At 65.6% G+C, this 23,039-nt stretch carries 26 protein-coding genes; 11 read left to right on the top strand and 15 right to left on the bottom strand.

All coding sequences use genetic code 11. The features are described 5' to 3' along the window. Positions 1-42: 42 nt before the first annotated feature. Positions 43-1,104 carry an NAD-dependent epimerase/dehydratase family protein gene (locus FNL14_RS08135; RefSeq protein WP_142059130.1) on the top strand — a complete coding sequence of 354 codons (1,062 nt, stop codon included), beginning with the start codon at positions 43-45 and terminating at the stop codon, positions 1,102-1,104. Between the two features lie 72 nt (positions 1,105-1,176). On the opposite strand, the gene FNL14_RS08130 is transcribed toward FNL14_RS08135, so the two are convergent. Then, the gene (locus FNL14_RS08130) at positions 1,177-1,722 is read right to left on the bottom strand and encodes a hypothetical protein (protein WP_142059128.1); all 546 of its coding nucleotides are present in this window, start codon (positions 1,720-1,722) and stop codon (positions 1,177-1,179) included. A gap of 178 nt (positions 1,723-1,900) precedes the next feature. On the opposite strand from FNL14_RS08130, the gene FNL14_RS08125 reads away from it, so the two are divergent. From FNL14_RS08125 to FNL14_RS08100, 6 genes are all read left to right on the top strand, one after another. After that, positions 1,901-2,890, top strand: coding sequence for a hypothetical protein (locus FNL14_RS08125; protein WP_142059126.1), 990 nt, complete (start codon positions 1,901-1,903; stop codon positions 2,888-2,890). Continuing rightward, positions 2,890-3,321, top strand: a complete 432-nt coding sequence (locus FNL14_RS08120) for a phage holin family protein (RefSeq protein WP_181762570.1) — start codon at positions 2,890-2,892, stop codon at positions 3,319-3,321. Before FNL14_RS08125 ends, FNL14_RS08120 begins: the two co-directional genes overlap by 1 nt. Next, entirely contained in the window at positions 3,318-3,980 is a 663-nt protein-coding gene (locus tag FNL14_RS08115) for a DUF3618 domain-containing protein (protein ID WP_142059124.1), read from the top strand. Before FNL14_RS08120 ends, FNL14_RS08115 begins: the two co-directional genes overlap by 4 nt. 107 nt (positions 3,981-4,087) lie before the next feature. Further along, a complete protein-coding gene (locus FNL14_RS08110) occupies positions 4,088-5,284 on the top strand; it encodes a YihY/virulence factor BrkB family protein (protein ID WP_142059123.1) in 1,197 nt (398 codons plus the stop codon). A 355-nt stretch (positions 5,285-5,639) separates the two neighbouring features. Further along, entirely contained in the window at positions 5,640-5,897 is a 258-nt protein-coding gene (locus FNL14_RS08105) for a hypothetical protein (RefSeq protein ID WP_091423536.1), read from the top strand. Between the two features lie 102 nt (positions 5,898-5,999). Then, positions 6,000-6,176: a CsbD family protein gene (locus FNL14_RS08100; protein WP_091423538.1), complete on the top strand. Its 177-nt coding sequence runs from the start codon at positions 6,000-6,002 to the stop codon at positions 6,174-6,176. 102 nt (positions 6,177-6,278) lie between these two features. On the opposite strand, the gene FNL14_RS08095 is transcribed toward FNL14_RS08100, so the two are convergent. The 3 genes from FNL14_RS08095 to FNL14_RS08085 form a co-directional block, all read right to left on the bottom strand. After that, positions 6,279-6,752: a Dps family protein gene (locus FNL14_RS08095; protein ID WP_142059203.1), complete on the bottom strand. Its 474-nt coding sequence runs from the start codon at positions 6,750-6,752 to the stop codon at positions 6,279-6,281. 107 nt (positions 6,753-6,859) lie between these two features. Next, complete coding sequence (locus FNL14_RS08090; protein WP_142059121.1) at positions 6,860-7,537, bottom strand: O-methyltransferase; 678 nt, start codon at positions 7,535-7,537, stop codon at positions 6,860-6,862. 99 nt (positions 7,538-7,636) lie between these two features. Continuing rightward, positions 7,637-7,963 carry a thiamine-binding protein gene (locus tag FNL14_RS08085; RefSeq protein WP_142059119.1) on the bottom strand — a complete coding sequence of 109 codons (327 nt, stop codon included), beginning with the start codon at positions 7,961-7,963 and terminating at the stop codon, positions 7,637-7,639. A 121-nt stretch (positions 7,964-8,084) separates the two neighbouring features. On the opposite strand from FNL14_RS08085, the gene FNL14_RS08080 reads away from it, so the two are divergent. After that, positions 8,085-8,714, top strand: coding sequence for a TetR/AcrR family transcriptional regulator (locus FNL14_RS08080; protein WP_142059118.1), 630 nt, complete (start codon positions 8,085-8,087; stop codon positions 8,712-8,714). A gap of 555 nt (positions 8,715-9,269) precedes the next feature. On the opposite strand, the gene FNL14_RS08070 is transcribed toward FNL14_RS08080, so the two are convergent. The 6 genes from FNL14_RS08070 to FNL14_RS08045 all read right to left on the bottom strand — a co-directional run bounded on the left by FNL14_RS08070 (position 9,270) and on the right by FNL14_RS08045 (position 13,572). Further along, on the bottom strand, positions 9,270-9,530 hold the full coding sequence (locus FNL14_RS08070) for a hypothetical protein (RefSeq protein ID WP_142059116.1): 261 nt from the start codon (positions 9,528-9,530) through the stop codon (positions 9,270-9,272). A 106-nt stretch (positions 9,531-9,636) separates the two neighbouring features. Next, the gene (locus FNL14_RS08065) at positions 9,637-9,948 is read right to left on the bottom strand and encodes an AzlD domain-containing protein (protein ID WP_142059115.1); all 312 of its coding nucleotides are present in this window, start codon (positions 9,946-9,948) and stop codon (positions 9,637-9,639) included. Then, complete coding sequence (locus FNL14_RS08060; protein WP_255470740.1) at positions 9,945-10,727, bottom strand: AzlC family ABC transporter permease; 783 nt, start codon at positions 10,725-10,727, stop codon at positions 9,945-9,947. The genes FNL14_RS08065 and FNL14_RS08060 overlap by 4 nt, the downstream gene beginning before the upstream one ends. Next, positions 10,724-11,209 carry a hypothetical protein gene (locus tag FNL14_RS08055; protein ID WP_142059113.1) on the bottom strand — a complete coding sequence of 162 codons (486 nt, stop codon included), beginning with the start codon at positions 11,207-11,209 and terminating at the stop codon, positions 10,724-10,726. Before FNL14_RS08055 ends, FNL14_RS08060 begins: the two co-directional genes overlap by 4 nt. Positions 11,210-11,268: 59 nt before the next feature. After that, a complete protein-coding gene (locus tag FNL14_RS08050) occupies positions 11,269-12,663 on the bottom strand; it encodes a CoA transferase (protein ID WP_370455817.1) in 1,395 nt (464 codons plus the stop codon). Positions 12,664-12,672: 9 nt separating this feature from the next. Beyond that, the gene (locus FNL14_RS08045; protein WP_142059111.1) at positions 12,673-13,572 is read right to left on the bottom strand and encodes a glycerophosphodiester phosphodiesterase family protein; all 900 of its coding nucleotides are present in this window, start codon (positions 13,570-13,572) and stop codon (positions 12,673-12,675) included. A gap of 49 nt (positions 13,573-13,621) precedes the next feature. On the opposite strand from FNL14_RS08045, the gene FNL14_RS08040 reads away from it, so the two are divergent. After that, complete coding sequence (locus tag FNL14_RS08040; RefSeq protein ID WP_142059108.1) at positions 13,622-14,971, top strand: DUF445 domain-containing protein; 1,350 nt, start codon at positions 13,622-13,624, stop codon at positions 14,969-14,971. A gap of 98 nt (positions 14,972-15,069) precedes the next feature. Here FNL14_RS08040 and FNL14_RS08035 read toward each other — a convergent pair whose 3' ends face one another. Together FNL14_RS08035 and FNL14_RS08030 are read right to left on the bottom strand one after the other, a co-directional pair. Further along, on the bottom strand, positions 15,070-15,819 hold the full coding sequence (locus tag FNL14_RS08035; RefSeq protein WP_142059106.1) for a LamB/YcsF family protein: 750 nt from the start codon (positions 15,817-15,819) through the stop codon (positions 15,070-15,072). Then, a complete protein-coding gene (locus tag FNL14_RS08030) occupies positions 15,803-16,609 on the bottom strand; it encodes a hypothetical protein (protein ID WP_142059104.1) in 807 nt (268 codons plus the stop codon). The genes FNL14_RS08035 and FNL14_RS08030 overlap by 17 nt, the downstream gene beginning before the upstream one ends. 152 nt (positions 16,610-16,761) lie before the next feature. Here FNL14_RS08030 and FNL14_RS08025 point away from each other — a divergent pair, with 152 nt between their 5' ends. Further along, on the top strand, positions 16,762-18,078 hold the full coding sequence (locus FNL14_RS08025; RefSeq protein WP_142059102.1) for an MFS transporter: 1,317 nt from the start codon (positions 16,762-16,764) through the stop codon (positions 18,076-18,078). 18 nt (positions 18,079-18,096) lie between these two features. Here FNL14_RS08025 and FNL14_RS08020 read toward each other — a convergent pair whose 3' ends face one another. The 3 genes from FNL14_RS08020 to FNL14_RS08010 all read right to left on the bottom strand — a co-directional run bounded on the left by FNL14_RS08020 (position 18,097) and on the right by FNL14_RS08010 (position 22,433). Next, complete coding sequence (locus tag FNL14_RS08020) at positions 18,097-20,442, bottom strand: glycoside hydrolase family 65 protein (protein WP_142059100.1); 2,346 nt, start codon at positions 20,440-20,442, stop codon at positions 18,097-18,099. A 143-nt stretch (positions 20,443-20,585) separates the two neighbouring features. Further along, a complete protein-coding gene (locus FNL14_RS08015; RefSeq protein WP_142059098.1) occupies positions 20,586-21,335 on the bottom strand; it encodes an HAD family phosphatase in 750 nt (249 codons plus the stop codon). Positions 21,336-21,794: 459 nt separating this feature from the next. Continuing rightward, the gene (locus tag FNL14_RS08010; protein WP_142059096.1) at positions 21,795-22,433 is read right to left on the bottom strand and encodes an alpha/beta hydrolase; all 639 of its coding nucleotides are present in this window, start codon (positions 22,431-22,433) and stop codon (positions 21,795-21,797) included. A gap of 312 nt (positions 22,434-22,745) precedes the next feature. On the opposite strand from FNL14_RS08010, the gene FNL14_RS08005 reads away from it, so the two are divergent. Then, a complete protein-coding gene (locus FNL14_RS08005) occupies positions 22,746-23,003 on the top strand; it encodes a DUF6458 family protein (protein WP_050056600.1) in 258 nt (85 codons plus the stop codon). Positions 23,004-23,039: the final 36 nt, after the last annotated feature.

Below are 23,039 nucleotides of genomic sequence, written 5' to 3'. Positions count from 1 at the left end.
CATGTAAGACAAAACTGCCCACTTCTGCCAAGGAGCCTTGCCATGCGCATCGCCATCACCGGAGCCAGCGGAAATGCAGGAACCGCGCTGCTGCGCAACCTGCACGGGAAACTCGCCGGCAGGCCGGGAAGCCTGGAGCTGACAGGCATCAGCAGGCGCCTGCCGGACACATCCCGCGCCCCGTACGCTGCGGTTGCCTGGCACACGCTCGATATTGGCCTGGAAAGCGACCGGGCCCGGTTGGAATCCGCGCTGACGGGCATTGATTGCGTGGTGCATCTGGCGTGGCAAATCCAGCCGAACAGGGACCTGGACCAGCTGTACCGGACCAATGTCACCGGAACGGCAAACGTCCTGGAAGCCGCGCGGAAGGGCGGAGTCAAGCAGGTGGTCTGCGCGTCCTCGGTGGGCGCGTACAGCAAGGCGCCAAAGGACCGCCGGTCCGATGAATCGTGGCCTGCGACCGGCATGGCGGGTTCGCACTACAGCCGGCACAAGGCTGCCCAGGAAGAGCTCCTCGACAGGTTTGCGGCAGCGGAGCCGGGCATCGCCGTGGCAAGGCTCAGGCCGGCACTGATTTTCCAGCGTGGCGCAGGGAGCGAGATCGGCAGGTACTTCCTGGGGCCGATCATCCCCCGGTTCCTGCCGGGGAGGCCCTGGATTCCCCTGCTGCCCGCCCCGGACGACCTCATTTTCCAGGCTGTCCACGCAGACGACGTCGCCGAGGCCTACTGGCGGGTTATCGACCAGCGGGCATCTGGAGCTTTCAACATCGCAGCGGAGCCAGTGCTCACGCCGGAGGAACTTGCCCGGATCGTCCAGGCGCGGAGAATTCTTCCCATTCCCATGGGACTGCTCCATAAACTCGTGGGCCTCGCCTGGCGGCTCCACCTCGTGCCTACGGACTCCGGATGGGTTGAGATGGCGGCAGGCGCCCCCGTTATGGACACAAGCCGTGCCCGCCGGACCCTGGGGTGGGAAGCGAAAAAATCGTCAATAGAGGCCGTGCTGGACGTACTGGAGGGCATCGGGACGGGGGAAGGAGTGGCTCCCTCCCCCGTCCTGACGCCTCGTCAAGGCATCTCACCCCGTCATGGCATCTGACTCAATCAAGGCGTCCCACCGAGGAGCCAGGCAGCGTCCCGCACCCGGATGGGATTCCGCCCCGTTTGCGGCCTAAATGCCTGAACGCGGATTTTCGCGGTCTACATGCGAGCCGCCCTGGCCCGGACCGGCATCACCTTGCCGGCGGTCATCGCGTGCCCCATTCCCGGCTCCCGCTTCACGGGCAGTATCAGCGGCGTCGCGGGCCACGTGAGTGCGGTTGCCGGCACCGCGGTTGGCGCCATCACGGTCCCGGTCTCCCTTGACATCGGGGTCAATCTCATCCGCTTTCCGGGTCCTTTCGCCCACGTCGTCACGGAGCGTCCTGGCCTCGGTGGCCTGTTGGTCCGCCTGTTGGCGCAAGCGTGCGGCTTCGACCTGCGCCTGTTCTGCATCCGCCCTGGCACGTGTTGCCTTGGCCTCGCGCTCACGGGCATCCAGTTCCCTGTCCTGGGCCTCGCGTCGGATTTCCGCAGCCTTCTCGCGGTGCGCGTCGTCCCGCTTTTGCTGGATCGCCTTCCGGCGTCGTCCTGTTGCGAGCAGCAGCAGCACAATCAGCACCACCACAACTATGGCAATTACTACCCAAACCCACGGAGCTATGTCCAAAATACCCACCACTTCCACCTAGATGTGACCGGGCCGGCGGAGGCCATTCCGGTTGATTTTTTTGGAACCGTTTATAACTCGCTTAGCAAGCGTACTTACCTTTTATTAGTAATCATGCTTATTATTTTAGGGCCAGTATCGCTGGTTCTTGATCAACAACCGGCCTTCTTGGAAAGAGAGAGCGAAGATGACAGAGAACCAATGGCCCGAGGATCCCGCTTACACGGCTCCGCCGGCCTCCACAGGAATCCCGGGCGAGCGAAGCGCCACCACTTTCCCGCCCGCCGCCACGCCCCAATATGGCGAGGTACCCTCGGGTGACACCGCTGGGACGTCCCGCAAGGAAGCGGCGAAAGAAGAAGCGGCAGATGTAGCCCGCACGGCGAAGGGCTCAGCACAAAATGTCGCCCACACTGCCAAAGATGAAGCTGCCAACGTCGCCGCCGAGGTGAAGTACAGCGCACAGGACCTGCTGTCACAGGCAAAGTCCGGACTGACCAGCCAGGCCGGGACGCAGCAGCAGAAGGCGGCAGAAGGTATCCGGACCATTTCCAGCCAGTTGCACAGCATGGCAAGCGCTCCCGATCAGCAGGGCATGGCCAGTGATTTGATCCGGCAGGCTGCCCAGCGCAGTGAATCGGTGGCGTCCTGGCTTGAGAACAGGCAGCCGGGCGACCTGCTCGGCGAAGTCCAGAAATTCGCCCGCAACCGCCCCGGCACCTTCCTCCTGCTGGCAGCAGGCGCCGGTGTCCTGGCAGGCCGGCTCACCCGCGGCCTCACCGCCGGTGCCACCGGAAGCCAGAGCGGCACCAGCAGCAGGGGACTTTCGGGCCAGTACTCCAGCCCTTACGGCGACCAGTACAGCAGCACTTACAGCGACCAGTACAGCGAGGGTTACGTCCCGACCGGCGGAACAGTACCGCCTCCCCCGGTCCAGCAGCCGGGCCCGGCCACCACGACTGCAGGTTACGACGACGTCGCTGCCGGCACCATGTATCCAACAGCTGCGTCCACCGCCAGCCCTCTGGGCAGCCCTGACCTGGTGGAAGAAGAACCCTGGTCCGGCAACCGGACGGCCGAGGACCCGTTGGGCGACCGTACCCTTGCCGATGACCCCATGGCCGGCGACCCCCTGACCCGGGACCGCTCCAGGGACGGCCAGTCTGGTGGACTGTGATGAGTAGCCAGATTCCGGAGATGCCGCCGAGTGAGGCGCATCAGAAAGCGGATAACGCGTCGTTGGGTGAGTTGCTCGGTGAGGTGACCAGGGACCTGTCCACGCTGATGCGGCAGGAAGTGGAACTGGCCAAGGCCGAGGCCAAGCAGTCCGCCACGAAGGCCGGGAAGGGCGCCGGGATGCTCGGCGGGGCCGGCGTGGCCGGACACTTCGTCCTGATCTTCCTGTCCCTGGCCCTGATGTTCGCCCTGGGCGCCCTGATGCCGCTGGGCTGGGCCGCCGTGATCGTCGCCGTGATCTGGGCCATCATCGCCGCGGTCCTGGCCTCGATCGGGCGCAAGGAACTCAAGCAGATCAAGGGCCTGCCCCAGACAGGCGAAACACTCTCCGAAATTCCCCCAACCCTAAAACCAGGTGAGGTAAACCGATGAGCGATAACCCGGACGCAATCCGTTCAGACATAGAAGCCACCCGCGCCCGCCTCGGCACCAACGTGGACGCGGTCGCAGACAAAGTCACCCCGTCCAACATCGTCCACCGCCAGACCGACAAGGTCAAAGACGCCGTCACCGGAGTCAAGGAGCGAATCATGGGAGCAGCAGACTCAGCAACATCATCGGTCCAGGACCGGGTCCACAGCGGCACCGGGCACACCACCGATGCCCTGCACAGCACCGGGGACACCCTGCACGGGGCCAAGGACACCGCCGCGGCCAAACTCAGCGACGCCGGCACCGCGATCTCGCACGCACCGGACCAGGTCAAAACCAAAACCCAGGGCAACCCCCTGGCCGCGGGCCTGATCGCGTTCGGCGCCGGGATGCTGGTCTCGTCCCTGATCCCGCCCAGCCAGAAAGAACGCGAAGCGGCCCAGCAACTCAAAACCGCCGCCGAACCCCTGGCCACCCAGGTCACCGACGCCGCCAAGGACATGGTCCAGGACCTCAAGGAACCAGCCCAGGAAGCGATGGAAAACGTCAAAACCACCGCCACCGAGGGCGTCCAGAACGTCAAAGCCGAAGGCCAAGGCGCCGTCACCGACGTCAAAGACCGCGCCACCGACGCCAAAACCAACGTCCAAAACACCTAAGCACCAACGCGGCACCCAAGGCATGAGCATCACCTGACAGGCCGGCCCCGCACTCCCGCGGTGTGCCGGCCTCTCGGCTTTTGCGCCCCGAGCGAGAGGACAACCCCATGGCCACTCAGGATTCTTCCGAAACCAGCACAGCCAAAGCAGGCCAGGCTCCGGACCCGAACGACAGCAGAAAGCCGGATGGCATCCGGGAGTTGGACAAACCGTCCTGGAAATACATTTTCAAGAAGACCCTGCGTGAGTTCACCAAGGACGATTGCCCGGACCTGGCCGCCGCCCTGACCTACTACGGAGTGTTGTCCCTGTTCCCCGCCATACTGGCACTGGTTTCACTGATCGGGCTTTTTGGGGACCCACAGAAAACGACAGACGCCCTGCTCCAGATCGTGCGGGGATTTGTCCCGGCCGAGACAGCCAATACCGTCGGGGGCGTTGTCTCGGATCTCGCCAACGCGCCGGCAGCAGGGTTCACCCTGGTGATCGGCCTCGCCACCGCCCTCTGGTCCGCCTCGGGCTACGTCGGGGCCTTTGGCCGGGCCATGAACCGGGTGTACGAAGTGGACGAAGGGCGTCCGTTCGTCAAGCTGCGCGGCACCATGCTGGCGGTCACACTCCTGGCCATTGTCATCGTCGCTGTCCTGGCCGGCATGTTGGTGCTGAGCGGCCCGGTGGCTGAGGCCGTGGGCGGGCTGATCGGGCTAAGCGGTGTTTTCCTCGCCATCTGGAACATTGCCAAATGGCCAGTCATGGTGGTGCTCATTATCGGGATTATCGCCGTCCTCTACTACGCCACGCCCAACGTCAAGCAGCCCAGGTTCAAGTGGATGAGCATGGGTTCAGGAATTGCCCTGTTCGTATTCCTGCTCGCGTCACTCGGCTTTGGGTTCTACGTGGGCAACTTCGGCAACTACAACAAGACCTACGGCGCCCTGGGCGGCGTGATCGTGATGCTGCTGTGGCTCTGGATACTCAATATGTCCCTGCTTTTCGGTGCTGAGTTTGATGCAGAGGTGGAACGTGGCCGCCAGCTCCAGGCAGGCATCGAAGCCGAGGAAACCATCCAGCTTCCGCCGCGGGACACCAAGAAGAGCGAGAAGCTGCAGAAGCAGGCGGACGAGGATATCCGCCTCGGACGGGAGCTTCGCGAGAAGTACAGTGCCGCAAATGGAGAAGATGGGGATTCCAACGGGAATCCAGGCCGTAACGGTAACGGAAGCCAACGTTCCGGCGAGTCCGCGGAACGCCACAGGGACAGGGTCCGGGACAAGCTTCGTGAGCGTGGTACCGGCAGGGATTAGCGGGCTGCGAGGCCCCGGGGCGGCGGAAAAGGCAGGCACGGCCAGCGCCGCCTCCGGGGGCTAGGCAGGACCTGAAAGTTGGGGGAAAATTGTTGTGAAGGTCCTGTTCAGGTTTCCCGGGTCAGCAAGGTGGCCCGGGACAAGGCGGGGCCGGCGGTGAGATGGCCTCTTCTGAGACCGAGGCCAGTCCCCCCAGTCGCCGTCGGCCCCCTCGATCCCGGCACGCGACGGCGCGACTGGACAAAGTGAACCGCCCTGGAATAGTTTCATGTTTACCCTGGGCGGACTCACTGGAGCCGTGCAGGGCCGCTGAAGCAGATACGGCGGCATCACGGTCGACCCCGAATGAGCGAACATGCCTGCCACCCATTTTGAACAATTTATTGCTGAAGCAGTTGTCGCGGACAGGGAGCCCGGACTGGGCCTTCGCCGCGATGAACTGTACGGGCTCTACACCAGCTGGTGCCTGCTCCAGAAAGAGCAGCTTCAGGCACCGGAGGCCCTGTGGGAAGCGCTGCAGGTCCACGGAATTAACCCGGACAGCAACAACCTCTCCATGACAGGCCCCGCCGCCGCAGACTACATCGTGGCCAGCGCCCCGGACTTGGTCTGAGTTCTTGTCCAAGGCCTGTTGAAGCTGCTCTTGGCTGGTTAGCATGGAGATCATGGCCGGTGAATTACCGTCTGCCGGCCACCAGCCGAAGGGAGAATCACCATGGGTTTGGATGACAAGATTGACAATGCCGCGGAAAAGATGGGCGGCAAAGCCAAAGAGGGTGCAGGCGCGGCCACGGACGACGAAAGCCTCCGCGCCGAAGGCAAGATGGACCAGTCCAAGGCCGACCTGAAGCAGGCCGGCGAAAAAATCAAGGATGCTTTCAAGAAGGATTAGGTCCGGGACACCATAACCGGCTGAAAGGGCTGCTGCGATTCCGCAGCAGCCCTTTTTCGTTCCTCCGGCTTCGGGTTCCCGGCCAGCTTCCCGGGAACCCGGCTAGGCAGGTTCGGTGACGGGTGCCGTGGCCGCCATGGTTTCGGCATTGACCATCCAGGCCAGCTGCTCCAGGCGCTCGATGACGGCATGGAGCAGATCAGCGCTGGTGGGATCTTCCTCATCCACCTCGTCGTGGACGTCCCTCATGGTCTGCACGGTCCGTTCAAGCCGGGCGGTCACAAGTTTGACGGTGTCCTTGGTGCTGACCAGCCCTTGTGGAAACTCCTCCAGGCGGCTGCCGGAGGAGACGGTGCTGCTGCGGCCGTCAGGCAGGGCGTGCAGTGCCCGCATCCTCTCCGCTGCCTGGTCGGCGAAGAGCCTGGCTGCGGCAATGATCTCGTCCAGCTGCAGGTGCAGGTCCCGGAAATTGGTGCCCACCAGGTTCCAGTGGGCCTGTTTTCCCTGCAGGTGCAACTCAATGAGGTCAGTGAGCACCATCTGCAGGTTACTGGCAAGGGTGGGCGACGCTTTCATCATTTACCTCCGCTGCGGCTGCGTATCCGGCTGGGATCAACCGGACAATTACTATAAGCATACTTACCAGTTTGATGCAGGCAGGGACACCGGGGCGCAGGCCAGCGCTACTTGATCCGGGCCAGTGCGAATCCGTCCCAGCCTTTGGAGCCCACCGTTTGAATGACGGTGGCATCAAGCCGGGGATGCTCGCCCAGCAGCTTCAGTGCGTCAACGATTCCCGGCGCGTTAACAGGATCCATGTCCGGGTCCAGAACGGCACCTTCCCAAATGGTGTTGTCCAGGACCACAGTTGTCCCGGGACGGCCCAGCCGGACCGCCCAGTCCAGGTAGCGGCTGTTGTTCTCCTTGTCGGCGTCGATAAAGATGAAGTCGAAGGGTTCGCGGTCCTCCTCCGCCAAGGCCGCGAGCGTATCCAGTGCCGGTCCCAGCCGGATCTCCACCTTCTGTCCCAGTCCGGCGAAGTCAATATTCGCCCACGCGACTTCCGCATGCTTGGGGAGGAATTCGCACGTGACCAGCGTCCCGTCGTCGGGCAGGCCCTGCCCCATCCAAATCGTACTGAAGCCCGCCAGCGTGCCGATCTCCAGGACCCGCCGGGCGCCGGACAGCTGGACCAAAAGCTTGAGCAGCTTGCCTGCGTTGGGCGCCACCTCGATGGGCGGCATACCGGCATCAGCTGCGGATTGCACTGCCCGGAGCAGGGCGGGATCGGGATGTACCACCACGTCGGACAGGAACTTTTCGGTGGCGGTCCACTCCGGGCGCGGCTTGTGCTCAAACATGGGCACAGTCTGGCACGGGCTCCGGCGCGGGTCCAGACAATTTGCGCTTCCCGAACCCGGCTGGCCGGGCCGGCACCCGGCGCTTAGGGGTCCGCCGCCTCAGGAGGGGCCGTCAGCCAATGCTGCTTCGAGCCGGTCCACCTTGGCCGTCAACTCGCCGGAGTATCCCGGCCTGATGTCCGCCTTGATGACCAGGGAAACGCGGCTGCCGTAGCGGCCCACGGCCTCCGTTGCACGCTTTACGACATCAAAGACTTCGTCCCATTCACCCTCGATGGTGGTGAACATTGAATCCGTTGTATTGGGCAGCCCTGACTCCCTGACGATTTTCACAGCGGCGGCGACGGCGTCGTGAACGGAGGCGTCCGCGGGCCGGGAGCCTTCAGCGGGGGTACCGGAGGGGGCAACAGAAAAGGCAAGCAGCATAGGGCCAGTGTGCCATGGTGAGGAGGCAGGGCGCAGGCGGAGCACGCCGCTGCGGCCGTCACAAAACCCCCTACCCCCCGGTAACGGTGATCGGCAGGACCACCATTGCTAACCTTTTGGCATGAGCCTCGCAGTCGCCCGCAAGCCACTCCGCGCCGACGCAGCGCGGAATGTGGACAAGATCATTACGGCGGCGCGCCAATGCTTCCGCGAATTCGGCCCGGAAGTTCCGCTGCAGACCATTGCAGCGACGGCGGGCGTGGGGCCGGCTACCTTGTTCCGGAACTTCTCGGACAAAGAGGAACTGGTCCTTGCAGCGCTTAACCGGCAGCTCCGGCTCACCGTTGATCCGGTGGTGGACGGCGCCCTGGCCGATATCGATGCCGCTGCGGGACTGCTGCGGGTCATGGAGGCCCTGATGGCCGCCGCCAGCGACGACGCCAACCTTCTCGGGGCGGTTGCCGGCCGCCGGGAACTGCTCACCGGCATCACGGGCTCATTGATGGAATCGATCAGCATCCTGCTGGTCCGCGGGCAGGGCCAGGGAAGCCTGCGCGAGGACATCTCCATGACGGACATGTTCCGGCTGCTGGCCATGCTCATTGGGGTGGTGGACACCATGGAACCGGGATCAGATGCGTGGCGCAGGCCCCTGGCCCTGGTGGAGGACGCCATCAGGACAGTGCGGCCCAGCCGCCCGCTTCCTGTCCATGTGCCGGTGCCGGCCGCACCCCTGACGCCTCTCCCCTGACAGGCCAAAAACGGGACGCTGCCTTCTGCAAAGCAGCCCGGATATGGCCCCGGACGCGGGGGAACGGCCCGGCGGGCCTCCCCATTGTGGGCGTTCAGCAGGTGCAATACACTTCAAGTGGGTTACGCAGCCAGCCTCTCTGAACTTTCCGGATGGAGCCCTCCATGCCCCTGTTCCTGCACTTCCAGCCCACGGCCGCATCGTGATGAACACCTCCAGGCTTCTGCACTACATCAACGATCCGCGGGGTCCAGAGGAAGTTCTGCCCACCTTGTCGGGTGAGGAACTCGCGAAACTGTTGGATGCCCTTTTCCAAAACCTTGACACTCCCGAACCCGAGTTCGGCGCGCAGGCCTGGTATGAGATGGCAGTCGAAGAAAGCTTGCGACGGTCCACGTCGGCCGGTTCACGTGCAAGGGAAAGCGCTGCTGCAAGCGAAAGCGCCACGCACGGAGTGGCATAACTGGCTGCTGCCCGCGGCGGTTGTCCGGCCGGCTTTATTCGGGGGCTTTGTCCGGGATGGCCGCCTGCCGGCCCACCGCCTGTTCTGCCAATCTAGCCGCCGTTCGCCGCTGCCCTCGCCCGGAGTTCCTCGCCCACCATGGCCTGCAGCGCCAGGACCTGGGACGCCGGATGACAATCCATCCCACTTGCCAGGCTCTCTGACAGGGCTTCCAAGTCTTCGTCGGGGATATCGGACAAGCCGGCGAATCGCCTGAAGAAGCGTTTGGCCGGGAGCCCCGCCTGGCGTCGTGAATTCTTGTGGAAGAGGGGGCGTCCGGCCTTGTCCCCGGTCGCGTGCAGTTGATTTTCCATCGTCGCCGTTCATACGAACCGTTCGTGGCCAACTGCATAGCCGTTTTCATACTACAACCCGCCGCTCCCCGCGGCAGTGATTGGCGTCACGCCGCCGGGTCGTTGCTCAGTTCCAGCCCAGCATCCTCAACACGGCCGCAGTTCCGGCGCCCAACACCACCACCACCAGGAAGGGCGCCCGCAGCGCGAGTGCGATCGCCGCGGCCGCGAGCGCGCCCAGGCGTGCGTCCGCGGCCAGTGACTGTCCGGAAGCCACGGTGTTCACAACAGTGAGTGACGCCAGCAGACCGATGGTCATGGTTCCCGCCACCCTCGACATCCGGGGGTCCTTGAGGAGCCTGGCCGGGACAAAGTAACCCATGAGCTTCCACGCGTAGGCCAGGGCACAAGCGATGAGCAGCCAGATCCACAGACTCATGCGTCTGCCCCGGAAACGCCCTTGCCGTGCTGCCGGCCCTCACCGCCGCGGTGTTCGGCGCCCCGGTGGTGATGCCCGCGGTAGGGCTCGACATCCGGTTCCAGGCCCTCGTCGCTCCGGCCATGGCTGTACCAGCCGATCACGGCCGCCACGACGGCCGCGACGAGGATCGGCACCCCCGCCGGAACGAACGGCACCGCCGCCACCGTGGCAACAGCGCAGGCCACTGCGATGGCGATCGGTTCGCGGCCCTTCAACCGGGGCCAGAGCAGAGCCAGGAAAGCAGCCACCGCCGCCCCGTCGAGTCCCCACTGCTTCGGGTCGCCCAACCCGCTGCCGGCGAGTGCCCCCACCGCTGTGAACAGGTTCCAGAGCACATAGATGCCGATGCCGGCTGCCCAGAAACCCCGGCGCTGCTCTGCGGGATCGGTCTGGCCTGTGCTCGTGGCGGTGGATTCGTCGATAGTCACCTGCGCCGCGACGTATTTCCGCCAGCCGGTGGGGTGCAGCAGCGCGTTGAGCTGCATGCCGTAGATTCCGTTGCGCATGCCCAGCAGTGTGGCGGCGCTCATGGCTGCGATGCCCGATCCTCCCCCGCCCACAACACCGATGAAGGCGAATTGCGAGCCGCCGCTGAACAGCAGCAGGCTCAGCGCCATGGTTTGCCAGAAGTCCAGCCCCGACGTGACGGACAAAGCGCCGAAGGACACTCCGTACAAGCCCGTGGCAACACTGATGGACAGTCCCACCCGAACGGCAGGGGATGACAAGAGCTTCACGCCCAGGCTCCCGGCTCACGCCCGACAGGCGACGATGCAGGCTTCCGGAGGCTCCAGGCCCACAGGATGAGAGGCGCTTGAAGCGGGAGCCGCAGCGTATGCACTGTGCGCTGGCCAGGAGTTCCAACCGGGGTGTAGGCGCGGCGCAGGGCGTCGACGTGCCCGGCCAGGAAGACGGTGAACATGGCGGCGAGGGCAGTTGCGGTGGCCTTGCGCGCCGGCGGAACAAGGATGCCAGCGGCGGCCGCCAGCTCCAGCAGGCCGCTCAGCGCGATCCATTCCTCCCTGGTCATCACCGCAAACGGCCGACGGCGGTCCGGCTCGCTGCCGTCGTCCCTGCCCTCCAGGCAGAGGTAGTCGGGAACCACTTGGCGGAAGAACAGGGGGTCGCGGAAGTGCTTCATGGCGCTGGCCAGAAGGAGGGCGCTCATGGCTGCAGCGGAAAGGCTTTGGAGGGCCCGGCCGGACCGGGGAAAAGGCATGCCTCCACTCAATCACAAGCGCGGCAGGGCCCGAAAACCAGCCCGGTCCACTGGACCCGTTATGCCCAGGCGAGCGCAGAACTTCCATAGGGCGCCGGCGGGCCGGGATAGTCGAGCGGTTGCCCATCCACCACGAGGGGCGGGCCGACGTAGCGCAGGTCCCCGAAGCTGCTGGCCATGTTCCGCAATCCGGGTGCGGGCAACTGCCGTAATGGAAGATCCGGCCGCGTGGGCTGGAGGCTGAACAGCTCCTCGGCGGTGCGGACAAGGGACAACCGGGCCGATCCGCCCAGCCCCAACTCCTGGCGCCGGGCGAGCAGGGCGATGGCAGCCGCCGCCACGCCGTAGCCAGTGGCGTGGTCCAGGGCCTGGACAGGGAGCGCACCAGGCCGCCACCCGTCGTCGTGATGTTCCGTCCCGTAAAGGGACGCGATTCCGGTGGCCGCCTGGACAATGCTGTCGAAGCCGCGCAGCCCGCTCCACGGGCCGGTGCTGCCCCAGGCGTCCAGCGTGACCACCGCCAACCCGGGCCGGGCCGCCAGCAGAACGTCCGGTTCCAGCCCAAAGCGCTCCAGCGAGCCCCGCCGGTATCCACTGATGACCACGTCGGCAGAAGCCAGCAACTCCTGCAACTGGTGCCGGTTCCCAGGGGCTGCAAGGTCCGCCTCCGCGCTCCGCTTGCCAAACCCGGTGTCCACGAACTGGTCCATGATTTCAGGAAGGCCTGGCGGATCAATCCGCAGGACGTCGGCGCCGAGCGCTCCCAGCAGGCGGGTGGCAACCGGCCCGGCAATAACCCGGGTCAGGTCCAGGACGCGCACGCCAGCCAAGGGGCGGCCTGGGTCGTCGCCGGACAGGCGGCGATTCCGGGCTGTCAAAGGTTCTCCGGAAGCAAAATTCACTTCGATCCAGGGACCACTGCCGTCCGCGCTGCCCATCCGGGAATTGAGCCACTCATTGCGGCTTCGGACGGCAGCGGCAACTCCTCCCCTGGCTTGAATCGCCGCTTCTGCTTCGAGCGAGGTCATGCCGGCAAGTGCCGCCGCCACCCCGTCTGCCGTGCTGACGTCCAGCGCCTGCATCAGCCGCTGTTCATGGTGCGGGTAATTGGCGTGGAGCCGGATCCAGCCGTCGCGGGTGCGCCGGAAACCGGACAGCGGGGCAAAGCCCTGGATGCCCCGCCCGTCAATCCGCAGATAGCCGTACGAATCGAACGCAGCCGCAGTCAGGGCAGCCGTAGTGCCGAACCGGCCCGGAGTTCCTGCCAGGAGGTTCAATGCTGCAGCGGCAGCTCCTACGGACGCCAGGGCCAGGCCTTCCACGTCCAGCGCGCCGCCCCACCACCGGCGCGGGCCGGACCAGGACCAGTCCGCCTTTCCCAACTCCAGCCCGGCGTCCGCGAACACCGGCACCAGGTCACGGAACAGTGGGGGAAGGTCACTGCCAGGCTGCACCGTGCCCTCCTACCTTCCTTGCGGCGAGGGCATGTGCAACTGCCCCAACACGCGGGCGGGCACGTTGGTGGTGATCTCGTGGATGCCAAGGCCCTGGCACAACGCCACGTCCTGGTCCGTGTCCACGGTCCACACCCGGAGGCGCCGGCCCCGCTCCTGCCACCGCAGGATGGTGCCCGGATGCCGGCGGACGTACTCGACGCCGGGACCGGCCAATCCGGCTTCGCCGGCGTCCAGGATCCGTTCGCCTTCCAGCTGGGCAGCTTTCATCACGTTGGCTATAGCTCCCCCGGTAATCAGCCCCAGGCCCAGTTCCTCGCGGAGTTCGCGCACGTCCACGTCATCCACCAGCTGGCAGACGTACTGCGCCGGAACTGAACGGAGCAGCCGGCGGACGGATTCGGGGCTGAAGCTCATGAAGGTCACCGAGACATTGCCGATGGAAGAGTCCGCCGCACCCCAGCCCGAGGCCCGCAGGACCTCAAGCACCCGGTCCTCCAGCTTGAGCTGGTAGGGGCTGGGATGCTTCAGTTCAATGGCGAGCCGCACGGGCCGGCCGGCAGCGCCGAGGATCTCCAGCAGTTCCGGAAGCGTCAGGAACTGCTCCGACCGCGCCCCGTACATTTCCGGAATGCGCACACCCTTCCAGGACGAAAAGTCCAGGCGGCGCAGTTCACGCAGCGTCCGTTCCGCCACCGGCCCGGTTCCGTCTGAAGTACGGTCCAGGTTGGCGTCGTGCAGGAGGACGACGTGCTGGTCGCGGGTGAGGTGGACATCGCACTCCACGCCGTCCGCCCCGTCCACCAACGCCTGCAGATAGGCGGCGCGGGTGTGCTCGGCGAAGGCGGCGCTCGAGCCGCGGTGGGCAAAGACCAGCGGCCGCTGCGGCAGTGACTCTTCAGTAGTCATGCAGCCACGGTAGCCGACCCGGCCAGGACTGCGGCGATAGGCTTGGCACATGCAGGTGAACTCTGAGCCAACTACCCGCGAAGCACCCACCAGGCCGGCACCCACCGGGCCATCCGGAGAACAGGCGCGTCCCGCCGTCGTCCGCCAGCAACTCACGGCCGGCGATGCCGAAAAAGCGGCAGCGCTGCGGAAAATGAAGCTTGTGGCGCTGGGACTGCTCATCGCCATGGCCGTGGTTTTTGTGTTCGCGTTCGCCCTCCAACGGGAGTACCCGTGGCTCCAATACGTGCGGGCGGCCGCGGAGGGCGGCATGGTGGGTGCGCTGGCCGACTGGTTCGCCGTCACGGCGCTGTTCAAGTACCCCATGGGCATCAAGATCCCGCACACGGCGATCATTCCGCGCCGCAAGGACCAGATCGGCGCCTCGCTGGGCGAGTTCGTGGAGACGAATTTCCTGTCCGAGCAGGTGGTCCAGGACAAGCTGGCAAGCGTGAACATCGCCCGCCGGGCCGGCGAGTGGCTTGCCACCCCGGCCGGTGCCAACCGTGTGGCCAAGGAGGGCGCGGCCGTTATCCGGGGCTTGTTCAAGGTCCTGAACGACGACGACGTCCAGGCGGTCATCGAAGGAATGGTGCGCAAGCACCTGCTCACTCCGCCGTGGGGACCCCCCGTGGGCAAGCTGGCGGAGCGGATTTTCCACGACGGGCACCACCACAAACTGGTGGACCTGCTGGTGGACCGGGCGGCCGACTGGGTCAGCGAAAACCATGAAACGGTCAGCCGGCTCGTCTCGGAGCGTTCGCCCACCTGGGTTCCGCAGTTCGTGGACGGGCTGGTGGGCGACAAGGTCTACATCGAGTTCCTGAAGTTCGTCCGGGCCGTGCAGTCCGATCCGAACCACCAGGTCCGGCAGTCCATCGACAAGTACCTGAACGATCTTGCCCAGGACCTGCAGCACGATCCGGTGATGATCGCCCGCGCGGAGGACATCAAGGCACAGGTCCTCGGCGATCCGGAAGTGCGCGAGCTTGCCTCCCGCACCTGGGGCACGGTGAAGAACGCCCTGCTCGGCGCAGTGGAGGATCCGGACAGCGAGCTGACCGTCAAGTTCAAGGCGGCCGTACGCGACTTCGGCTCCAGGCTGGTCAACGATCCCGAACTCGCCGGCAAGGTCAACGCCTGGATTGGCGACGCCGCGGGATATCTCGTGCGGACCTACCGCTCGGACATTGCCGGGGTGATCACCGATACCGTTGCCCGGTGGGATGCTGAGGAAACATCGCAGAAGATCGAGCTCCAGGTGGGCAAGGACCTGCAGTTCATCCGGATCAACGGCACCGTGGTGGGCTCCCTGGCCGGTCTGGCGATCTTTACGGTGGCGCACCTGATTTTCGGGTGAGCCCAGCTACTTTTCACAGCAACGCGGGGTCACAAAACGCCCAATAAACGGCCGTTCATGGGCCAGGAGTGACCCCGCGTTGCTGCAAAAGGCCCGACCTAGGCGAACGCTTCCAGTTCAACGCCGGCGGCCTCCAGCCCGGCGCGGACGGCCGAAGCCATTTCCACCGCACCGGGGGTGTCGCCGTGGATGCACAGGGAGTCCGGCCGCACCTGGACCACTGTCCCGTCCAGTGCCACCACTTCGCCTTTAGTCGCTAGGCGCACCGCACGCTCGACGATCGCGTCGACGTCGTGCAGGACGGCGCCTTCCTGCGAGCGCGGCACCAGGCTGCCGTCGCCCTGGTAGGCGCGGTCCACGAAGGCTTCGATGAAGACCGGATGTCCCGCTTCCTTGGCCTGCTTCAACAACTCAGACCCTGGCAGGCCAAGGATGGGCAGGCCGGGATCGTAGGAGTTCACGGCGGACACTACCGCAGAGGCCTGTTCGGCGTCGTGCACCAGCCTGTTGTACAGCGCCCCGTGCGGCTTCACGTAGTCCACCGAGGCGCCCACGGCGTGCGCCACGCCGTCGAGCGCGCCCAGCTGGTACAGCACATCGCCGAACAGTTCATCGAAGGAAGTGTCCAGCGAGCGGCGGCCGAAACCGGCGAGGTCGCGGTAGCCCACGTGCGCACCGACAGTTACATCAAGCTCATAGGCGGCGCGGCAGCTGTCCAGCATGGTGACGGGGTCGCCGGCGTGGAATCCGCAGGCAACGTTGGCGCTGGTGACCAGCTGGAACATCGCGGCGTCCTCCCCCATGGTCCAGGAGCCGAATGATTCGCCGAGGTCAGCGTTGAGATCCAAGGTTGTTGCCTTCCAGCGTCAGGTGGTCCGGTGCGGCAGCGTTCAGCTCGCCGGGAATCGTATCCGGCATGGGACCAAACGCTTCCTTCGCGTTCCCCACCACTGCCCGCCCCATCATGAGGTTACCGGCTCCGCCCACCACGGCGCCGATGCCGAACGGCAGCGCCCGGCCGAACAGGGCAGTTCCCTGGCGTTTGAGGAGGTTCTTGAGGAAGGCTTTCTGGATGCGGTTGCGGACCGAACCGAAGCCGGGCACCGACATGGATTTGGACAGGACATTGCCCCAGGCCCTGGTGGCGTTCGTGCCGTTGCCGGCCGCCTGTCCGCCGAGCGTTCCGAGCAGGGCCGTGCCCTCCTCGCCCAGCATGATGGCCATCACCATGGTGCTGGCCTTTTCCGGGTTGGTGAGGCGGATGCCGTGCAGCTCCGCGAGGGAGGTGGCGTACAGCGCGGTTGCTTCGAGGAACCCTACTGTCGCCGCAGCGGACAGTCCCAGGGACGCCACCGTGCCAACGCCGGGAACGACGGCGGTGGCCCCCACGATTGCGCCGCCTCCGGTGACGGCACGCAGGTAGTCCCGCTCCAGGATGTCTGCCAGCTGGGCGGCGGTGGCGCGCGGGTGCTTTTTCTGCAGCCGGCGGATGTAGGCCAGGACCAGCGGGCGCTGGATCTCCACTGCCTTCAGGAGCGCGTTGTGGACTCCGGGCTTGGGCTTGCCGTCGGCGTCGAACACTGCATTATGGGCGGTTTCGGTTGCGATTCGTACTGCGGGGTTGCTGCGCCTGGCCATGGTCACCTCTGTTGGTCTCGCCGGCCGCGTTGGTTGCGGCCCTCCTGATACTAAGCTTGCTTAACATTAGGCCACGCATGGTGGCTGGCCCCAGTCGGTTTTCACGGTATCAACCGCGTGCCGCCTGTCCGGCCGAAGCCTAGACTTACCCTATGCCCGCTCCCAAAGCTTTGCGGCCCTTTGTCCACCGCGAGTACCGGGTACTGATTTCGGCACTGGCCATCTCCATTTTCGGTTCCGGCATGTGGGCCGTTGCGATGGTTTACCAGGTGATCCATCTCGGCGGTGGACCGTTGGAGCTGTCCCTGGTGGCCGCGGCCGGCAGCGTGGGCCTGGTGGCCTTTGTCCTGGCCGGCGGCATCGCGGCCGACCGGATTCCGCAGCGCCGCCTGATCATTGCAGTCGAGGGTGCCAACCTGGCCGTTATCGCCGCCATCAGCGGACTGGCGCTCGCCGGCTGGCTGCAGCTCTGGCACGTTGCCGCGGGCGCTTTTGTGCTCGGCGTCGGGGCTGCCTTCTTCTTCCCCGCCTACTCCGCGATCCTGCCGCGCATCCTTCCGGCAGAGGACCTGCTGGCCGCGAACGGGATGGAGGGATCCATGCGGCCGGTCCTCCAGCATTCCGCCGGGCCGGCCGTTGCAGGTGTTGTGGTGGCTGCCCTGTCGCCGTCGCACGCCGTGACGGCTGTGGCGCTGTGCCACCTTTCGGCCTTCATCATCCTGAACTTCCTGGGCCGGCACGAACTGGCTGCGCCGGCCAACGGCACAGAGGACGGTGGCACCCCAAGCCGCAAGTCGTCCTTTGTCCAGGACCTGCGCGAAGGGGTCAGCTACACGCTGCGGACCCCGTGGCTGCTTTGGACCCTGATCTGGGCGTGCATTTCGGTCCTCTTCCTGATCGGCCCCATCGAGGTGCTGCTGCCGTTTGTGGTCCGCGACCAGCTGGGTGGAGACTCCAGCATGTTCGGGTTCCTGCTCGCCGTCATGGGTGTGGGCGCGGCCCTCGGCTCGCTGCTCACGGCCTCCCTGCGGCTGCCCAGGCGCTACCTCACGGTGATGATGGTGAGCTGGGGCGCGGGCAGCCTGCCCCTGGCCGCCGTCGGGCTCATGGACACCTTCTGGGCCATCGCGGCCGCCCTGTTCATCTTCGGCGCCACCGGCAGCGTGGGCATGGTGATCTGGGGCACGCTGCTCCAGCGGCGCGTTCCGCCCCACCTCCTGGGCCGGGTATCCAGCCTGGACTTCTTCGTCTCGCTCGCCCTGATGCCGGTGTCAATGGCCCTGGCCGGACCCGCCGCCGAAGTCCTGCCCATCTGGCTGATCTTCGTGGTGGCAGGGGGCGTGTGCCCCATCATGGCGGTCATCGCCATGAGGGTGGCACGGATGCCCGACGACGAACTGGCCCACCCGCTGGACCGGTCACCTGAGGTGGAAAGGACGACGGCGGGCGAAGGCCAGGTGCGCGGCTGAACTTCCGGAAGGCGCGCCTTAGCTGTTGGCGTGCACTACCGGGATGCTCGCCGTCGGATGTCCGCTCGGGAACACCGTGGACTCCGGCACCGGAACCGGCGCGAGTCCCACCCGGACCGGTTCAGCGCCCACAGTCACCAACTGGCCGCGGACGTCCACGTCGAGCGGATCGCCTTCCTGGATGGCCAGGGTGAGCGCGCCGGCGTCGAGCTGGACCCGCAGCAGCCGGCCGCGGATCTTGAGGTGGAAAGTGAGCCCCTCCCACTCGGCAGGCAGCCGCGGATCGAAGAACGGAACAGGGCCCTGGTCCCGCAGGCCGGCAAAGCCGCAGACCAGCGAGCTCCACACCCCGCCGGTGGAAGCGATGTGCACGCCGTCGATGGTGTTGCCATGCGTATCATCCAGGTCGATGAACACCGCGTTGGTGAAGTGTTCCAGCGCTTCGCGCGAGTATCCCACTTCGGCGGCCATGATGCCCTGCACGCAGGCGGAAAGCGTTGAGTCTCCGGTGGTCAGCGGATCGTAGAAGTCGAAGGCCCGGTGCTTTTCCTCGGCGGTGAAATCCTGCCACTGCAGGAACATGGCCAGGACGGTGTCGGCCTGCTTCAGGACCTGGTGGCGGTAGATGACCAGCGGGTGGAAGTGCAGGAGCAGCGGGTACTTGGACCGGGGCGTGGTCCAGTCCCAGGACTCCAGGGTCATAAAGTCGTTGTCCTGCGAATACACCTGCATGCGCTCATCAAACGGCAGCTGCATCCGGTTCGCTGCTGCCTCCCACAGCTGCCGCTCTTCCTGGCTGATGCCGGCGTGCCGCAGGGCAGCGGCGGCGCGCAGGTTAAAGCGGGCCATGACATTGGTGTAGAGGTTGTCATTGACCACTGCCGTGTACTCGTCAGGACCCGTGACGCCGTGGATGTGGAACATGCCGTCTTTGCCGAAGAAGCCCAGTGAAATCCACATCCGGGCCGTCTCGATCAACAGGTCGGCACCGATGCTGTCACGGAACGCCACGTCCCCCGTGGCCCAGACGAACCGGTTGGTGGCGAAGGCGATGGCGGCGGCGATGTGGAACTGGGCCGTGCCGGCGGCGTAATACGCACTGGCCTCAAGCCCGTTGATGGTGCGCCACGGGAACAACGCGCCTTCCACGCTCAGTTCCTTGGCCCGGATCTTGGCTTCAGGGAGCATGGCGTGGCGGAACTCCAGGACACGGCGGGCGCCCACGGGGTTGGTGTAGGTCAGGTACGGCAGGAGGTACACCTCCTGGTCCCAGAAATAGTGGCCCTCGTAACCGGAGCCCGTAACGCCTTTCGCGGGGATCCCGGCCACGTCCGCGCGGGCCGTTGCCTGGGCCAGCTGGAACAGGTTCCAGCGGATGGCCTGCTGGAGTTCAGGCGTACCGCCGGACACCACGATGTCCGAGGTGGACCAGTGCTCGCGGTAGTGCGCCTCGCTTTCGGCGAAGATGTCAGCAACCGGCTTCAAGCCGGCTTCTGCGACGGCGGCAGCATCAATGGAGGGGTCCTGGATTCCGGCGCCCGCGGCGTAGCTGACGGTCTTTTCCAGGCGGAACGGCTCATCCGGGCCCACTGCCAGCACATAGCGGACGCTGCTGTCGTCCTGGTCCACGAGGGTATCGAACGGCTGGTGGCCCGCCGAGGTCCAGTGGTCCACCGCGACGCCCACCCGCTGCTTGGATTCCGCTGCTTCCCAGGCAAGGCGGAGCGAGCCGTCGCCACCATCGAGGCGCAGCGGCAGCAGCACGCGTCCGGCGTGGCGGCCTGCCCGGCGGGGGTCATGGACCGAGTGGTCCTCCACGGGCTGGTCCTGGCGGTTGATCACCGAGGACGTGACGTCCACGGAGATCTCGCGGTCGGTGGCCACCTCGAGTGAAATGCCGAGGGCGCCGCGGGTTGCGAAGCCGACGGCGCGGCGTTCCGTGGTGGTGACGGCGGCCCCGGAGCGGCACTGCCAGGTGATGCGGCATTCGTAGACTCCGGTAGCGAAGTCAACGGAACGGCGGTAGTCCAGGACCTCGGATTCGGCCAGGGTGAGCGACTCGCCGTCGATGACCACAGTGAAGTTGTTGGCGTCCGGGATGTACAGGATGCGTTGGCCGGTCCGGGCAAAGCCGAAGGCGTTTTCGGCGTGCTTGATGTCCCAGATCTCGTGCAAGCCGTTAATGAAGCTGCCCGGCAGGTCGGAGTCTGCCGCCGCCCAGTGGGCACCCCGGATTCCAAGGTGCCCGTTGCCGAGGGCAAAGAGGGTTTCCAAGGTGCCTTCGACGCCCGGCTCGTGGCGTGTTTCGACGAGTTGCCAGGGGGTGTTGGGGAACCGCTCGCGGTCTGCGGAGATGATAGCCATGGTGTTGGGGTCCTTAGGCGGGTGCTGGGGCAGCTGTCGTTGGCCTGGGGCGGGCGCGGCAGCTTGGGTGCTGCTTTACTGCGTGCTTAAGTAGTTCGTTGGGTCCGGGTGCCGGGATGGGGGGAAGCGGCTGGGCCCGGGGGTCAGAGGAGTTCGTCGAGGTCGTTGACCACCACGGTTGCTCCGGCGTCCAGCAGGGTTTGCCGTCCGGCGCCGCGGTCCACACCGATCACCGAGTGGAACGAACCGGCCTCTCCGGCCTGGACACCGGACACGGCGTCCTCCACCACCACGCATTCCTCACTGGGCAGGCCCAGCAGTTGGGCAGCGTACTGGTACGTGGCGGGGCTGGGTTTGCCCGGCAGGCCTTGCCCGGCAGCCACCACGCCGTCCACCACTACACGGAAGTGGTGGCTGAGCCCCGCTGCTTCCAGGACTGCGGGCGCGTTCCGTGAGGAGGAGACGACGGCGACCTTCAGTCCGCGCTCCAGCACGGCTTCCAGGAAGCGGACGGAGCCTTCGAACGGTTCCACGCCCGTGCTGACAATGTCGTTGAAAATCCGGTTCTTGCGGTTGCCCAGGCCCTGCACCGTGGTGTTGGCGGGGTCGTCATCTGTGGGGCCTTCGGGAAGGACTATCCCGCGTGAAGCCAGGAAATCGCGGACGCCGTCAAACCGCGGCTTGCCGTCGATGTGGTCGAAGTAGTCGCTCTCGCTGTAGCCCGTGACCTCCGGCCGGGAGGAGAGGTAGCTTTCGAACAACTCCTGCCATGCCCGTTCATGCACCGTTGCGGTGGGGGTCAGGACGCCGTCCAGGTCAAAGAGGATGGCCGAGGCGCCCGTCCAGGCGGTGAGGCTGTTGACGGGATGGTCTGTGGCGGTGTTTTCACTCATGCGTGGTGCGGTGTCCTTTCAGACGGCGGGCAGCCTCGAAGGCGGGGTTGCTTCTGGGGTGTGGTGGCTTCGGTGCCCGGATCCTCTGCAGAGTCGGCGGGCCGGCCGGCCTTACATACGCAGCGGTGGTGTCCCAACTGCTGTCCAGGTTGTCCCGGTTGTCATCCCGCCGGGGAGCCTTGCCGGCGCCCTGCTGATCCATCTGTTCCTACCATCATGGGCCTGTTTCGGGCCGCCGGACAAGCCGGCCGGACGTCCGGCGCTGCCGCAGTAGCCACCAATGATGCGCCTGAACGGGCTGCCGCAAAGCATCCGCACCGCACCACCTTCCGTGTCTGCCCAGTTCACGGCCGCGCACGCGGCCGAAGACGAGTGTAAGCGCTTACAAATTTGGCTGGCAACTGTTTTTTCTTCAGCCCTCTTTGTGACGCAAGTCTCGCTATGTGGGTCCCGCAAGTGCTAAGAGCCGGCGGAACCGCCGGGGCGGAGCACGTAGTGGCGGAGGAAGGCGCTGACATCCACCATTTCCGTTTTAGACATGGCGTGGCCCATACCCGGATAGGTCCTGGCGGTGAGAAGCGTGTTCGCCTGGAGCCACTCCTCGGTGTACGCCACCGCGTCATCGTTGATCACCAGGTCCGCCTTATCCCGCCCCCAGAAGAAGGGCGGCGGGGCATCAAAGGACTCGGTGAGCGAGAGGAGTTCGTTTTCGAGAACAAAGCCGGACAGGCCCACAACGGCAGGGTAGTCCTTGGGATGAAGGCGCAGCAGGGTGCTGGCCATGGCCATACCCTGGGAATAACCAAGCAGGCTGACGCTGGTGTGCTCGCCCTTGACGCTGTTAATCCAGGTTTGGACGGCATTGGCTGCTTTGATCACGTCAGCGAAGTCGTTAGCCAGGAAGTAGTCCAGCAGGAACCAGCCGTAATGGTCGCCAATGTTCATGGGAGCCCGGAGTGCTGCGCACGTGAATTCGGCCGGCAGATACTCAAACAGCCGGACCATCCGGGACTCGTCGGTGCCGTAGCCGTGCATCATCACCAGCAACGGAGTGCCCGCCCGCTCGCCCTCCGGCTTTGACCACACCACTGTTTCCATCGGACCAGCCTAGCGAGGCGGAATGGCAAGCAGCCTGAAGCCGTGCCGCGCCGGCGGAGCGAAGCTGTTAAGCGGCATGCTGCAGCCGTCGATCCATCCGGAGTGGGCCGGCCGGTCATACAAGGGCGCCAAGGACAGGACAATGCCCGGAAAGGCAACGGGAACCACACCAGCACCAACCGCATCAGCGCCGAAAGCCCCGTTCGAACCATTGAATACCGCTCCACGGAGCTGTAGCGTGACGCTTGACAGCATGCTTAGCAATTCCCGCGGGGCCAGGAAAGTGCCCCCCACTCACAACAGGAGCACCATATGAGAATCGGATCCTCCATCTTCCTCATCGCCCTCGGCGCCATTCTCGCCTGGGCGGTTGCTCCCGGCCTTATCCCGTTTGTGGATCAGGTACTCATCGGCTACATCCTGATGGCGGTGGGCGTGATCGGACTCATCGCCTCACTGATCCTGGCCTCCCCCGGCCGCAGCCGCCGCGTCAGCGAATCGCGCTCGGTAGTGGATCCGAATACGGGCGAGCGCATCACCAGGAACGAAAGCCGGGACGGCGGTCTCTAACCAGCCCCCAACACGTACAACCCGGGAAGCCGGGCG

It is taken from the genome of Pseudarthrobacter sp. B4EP4b, from assembly GCF_006680095.1.
GTDB lineage: Bacteria > Actinomycetota > Actinomycetes > Actinomycetales > Micrococcaceae > Arthrobacter.
This window is presented reverse-complemented; position numbering and strand designations above follow the sequence as displayed.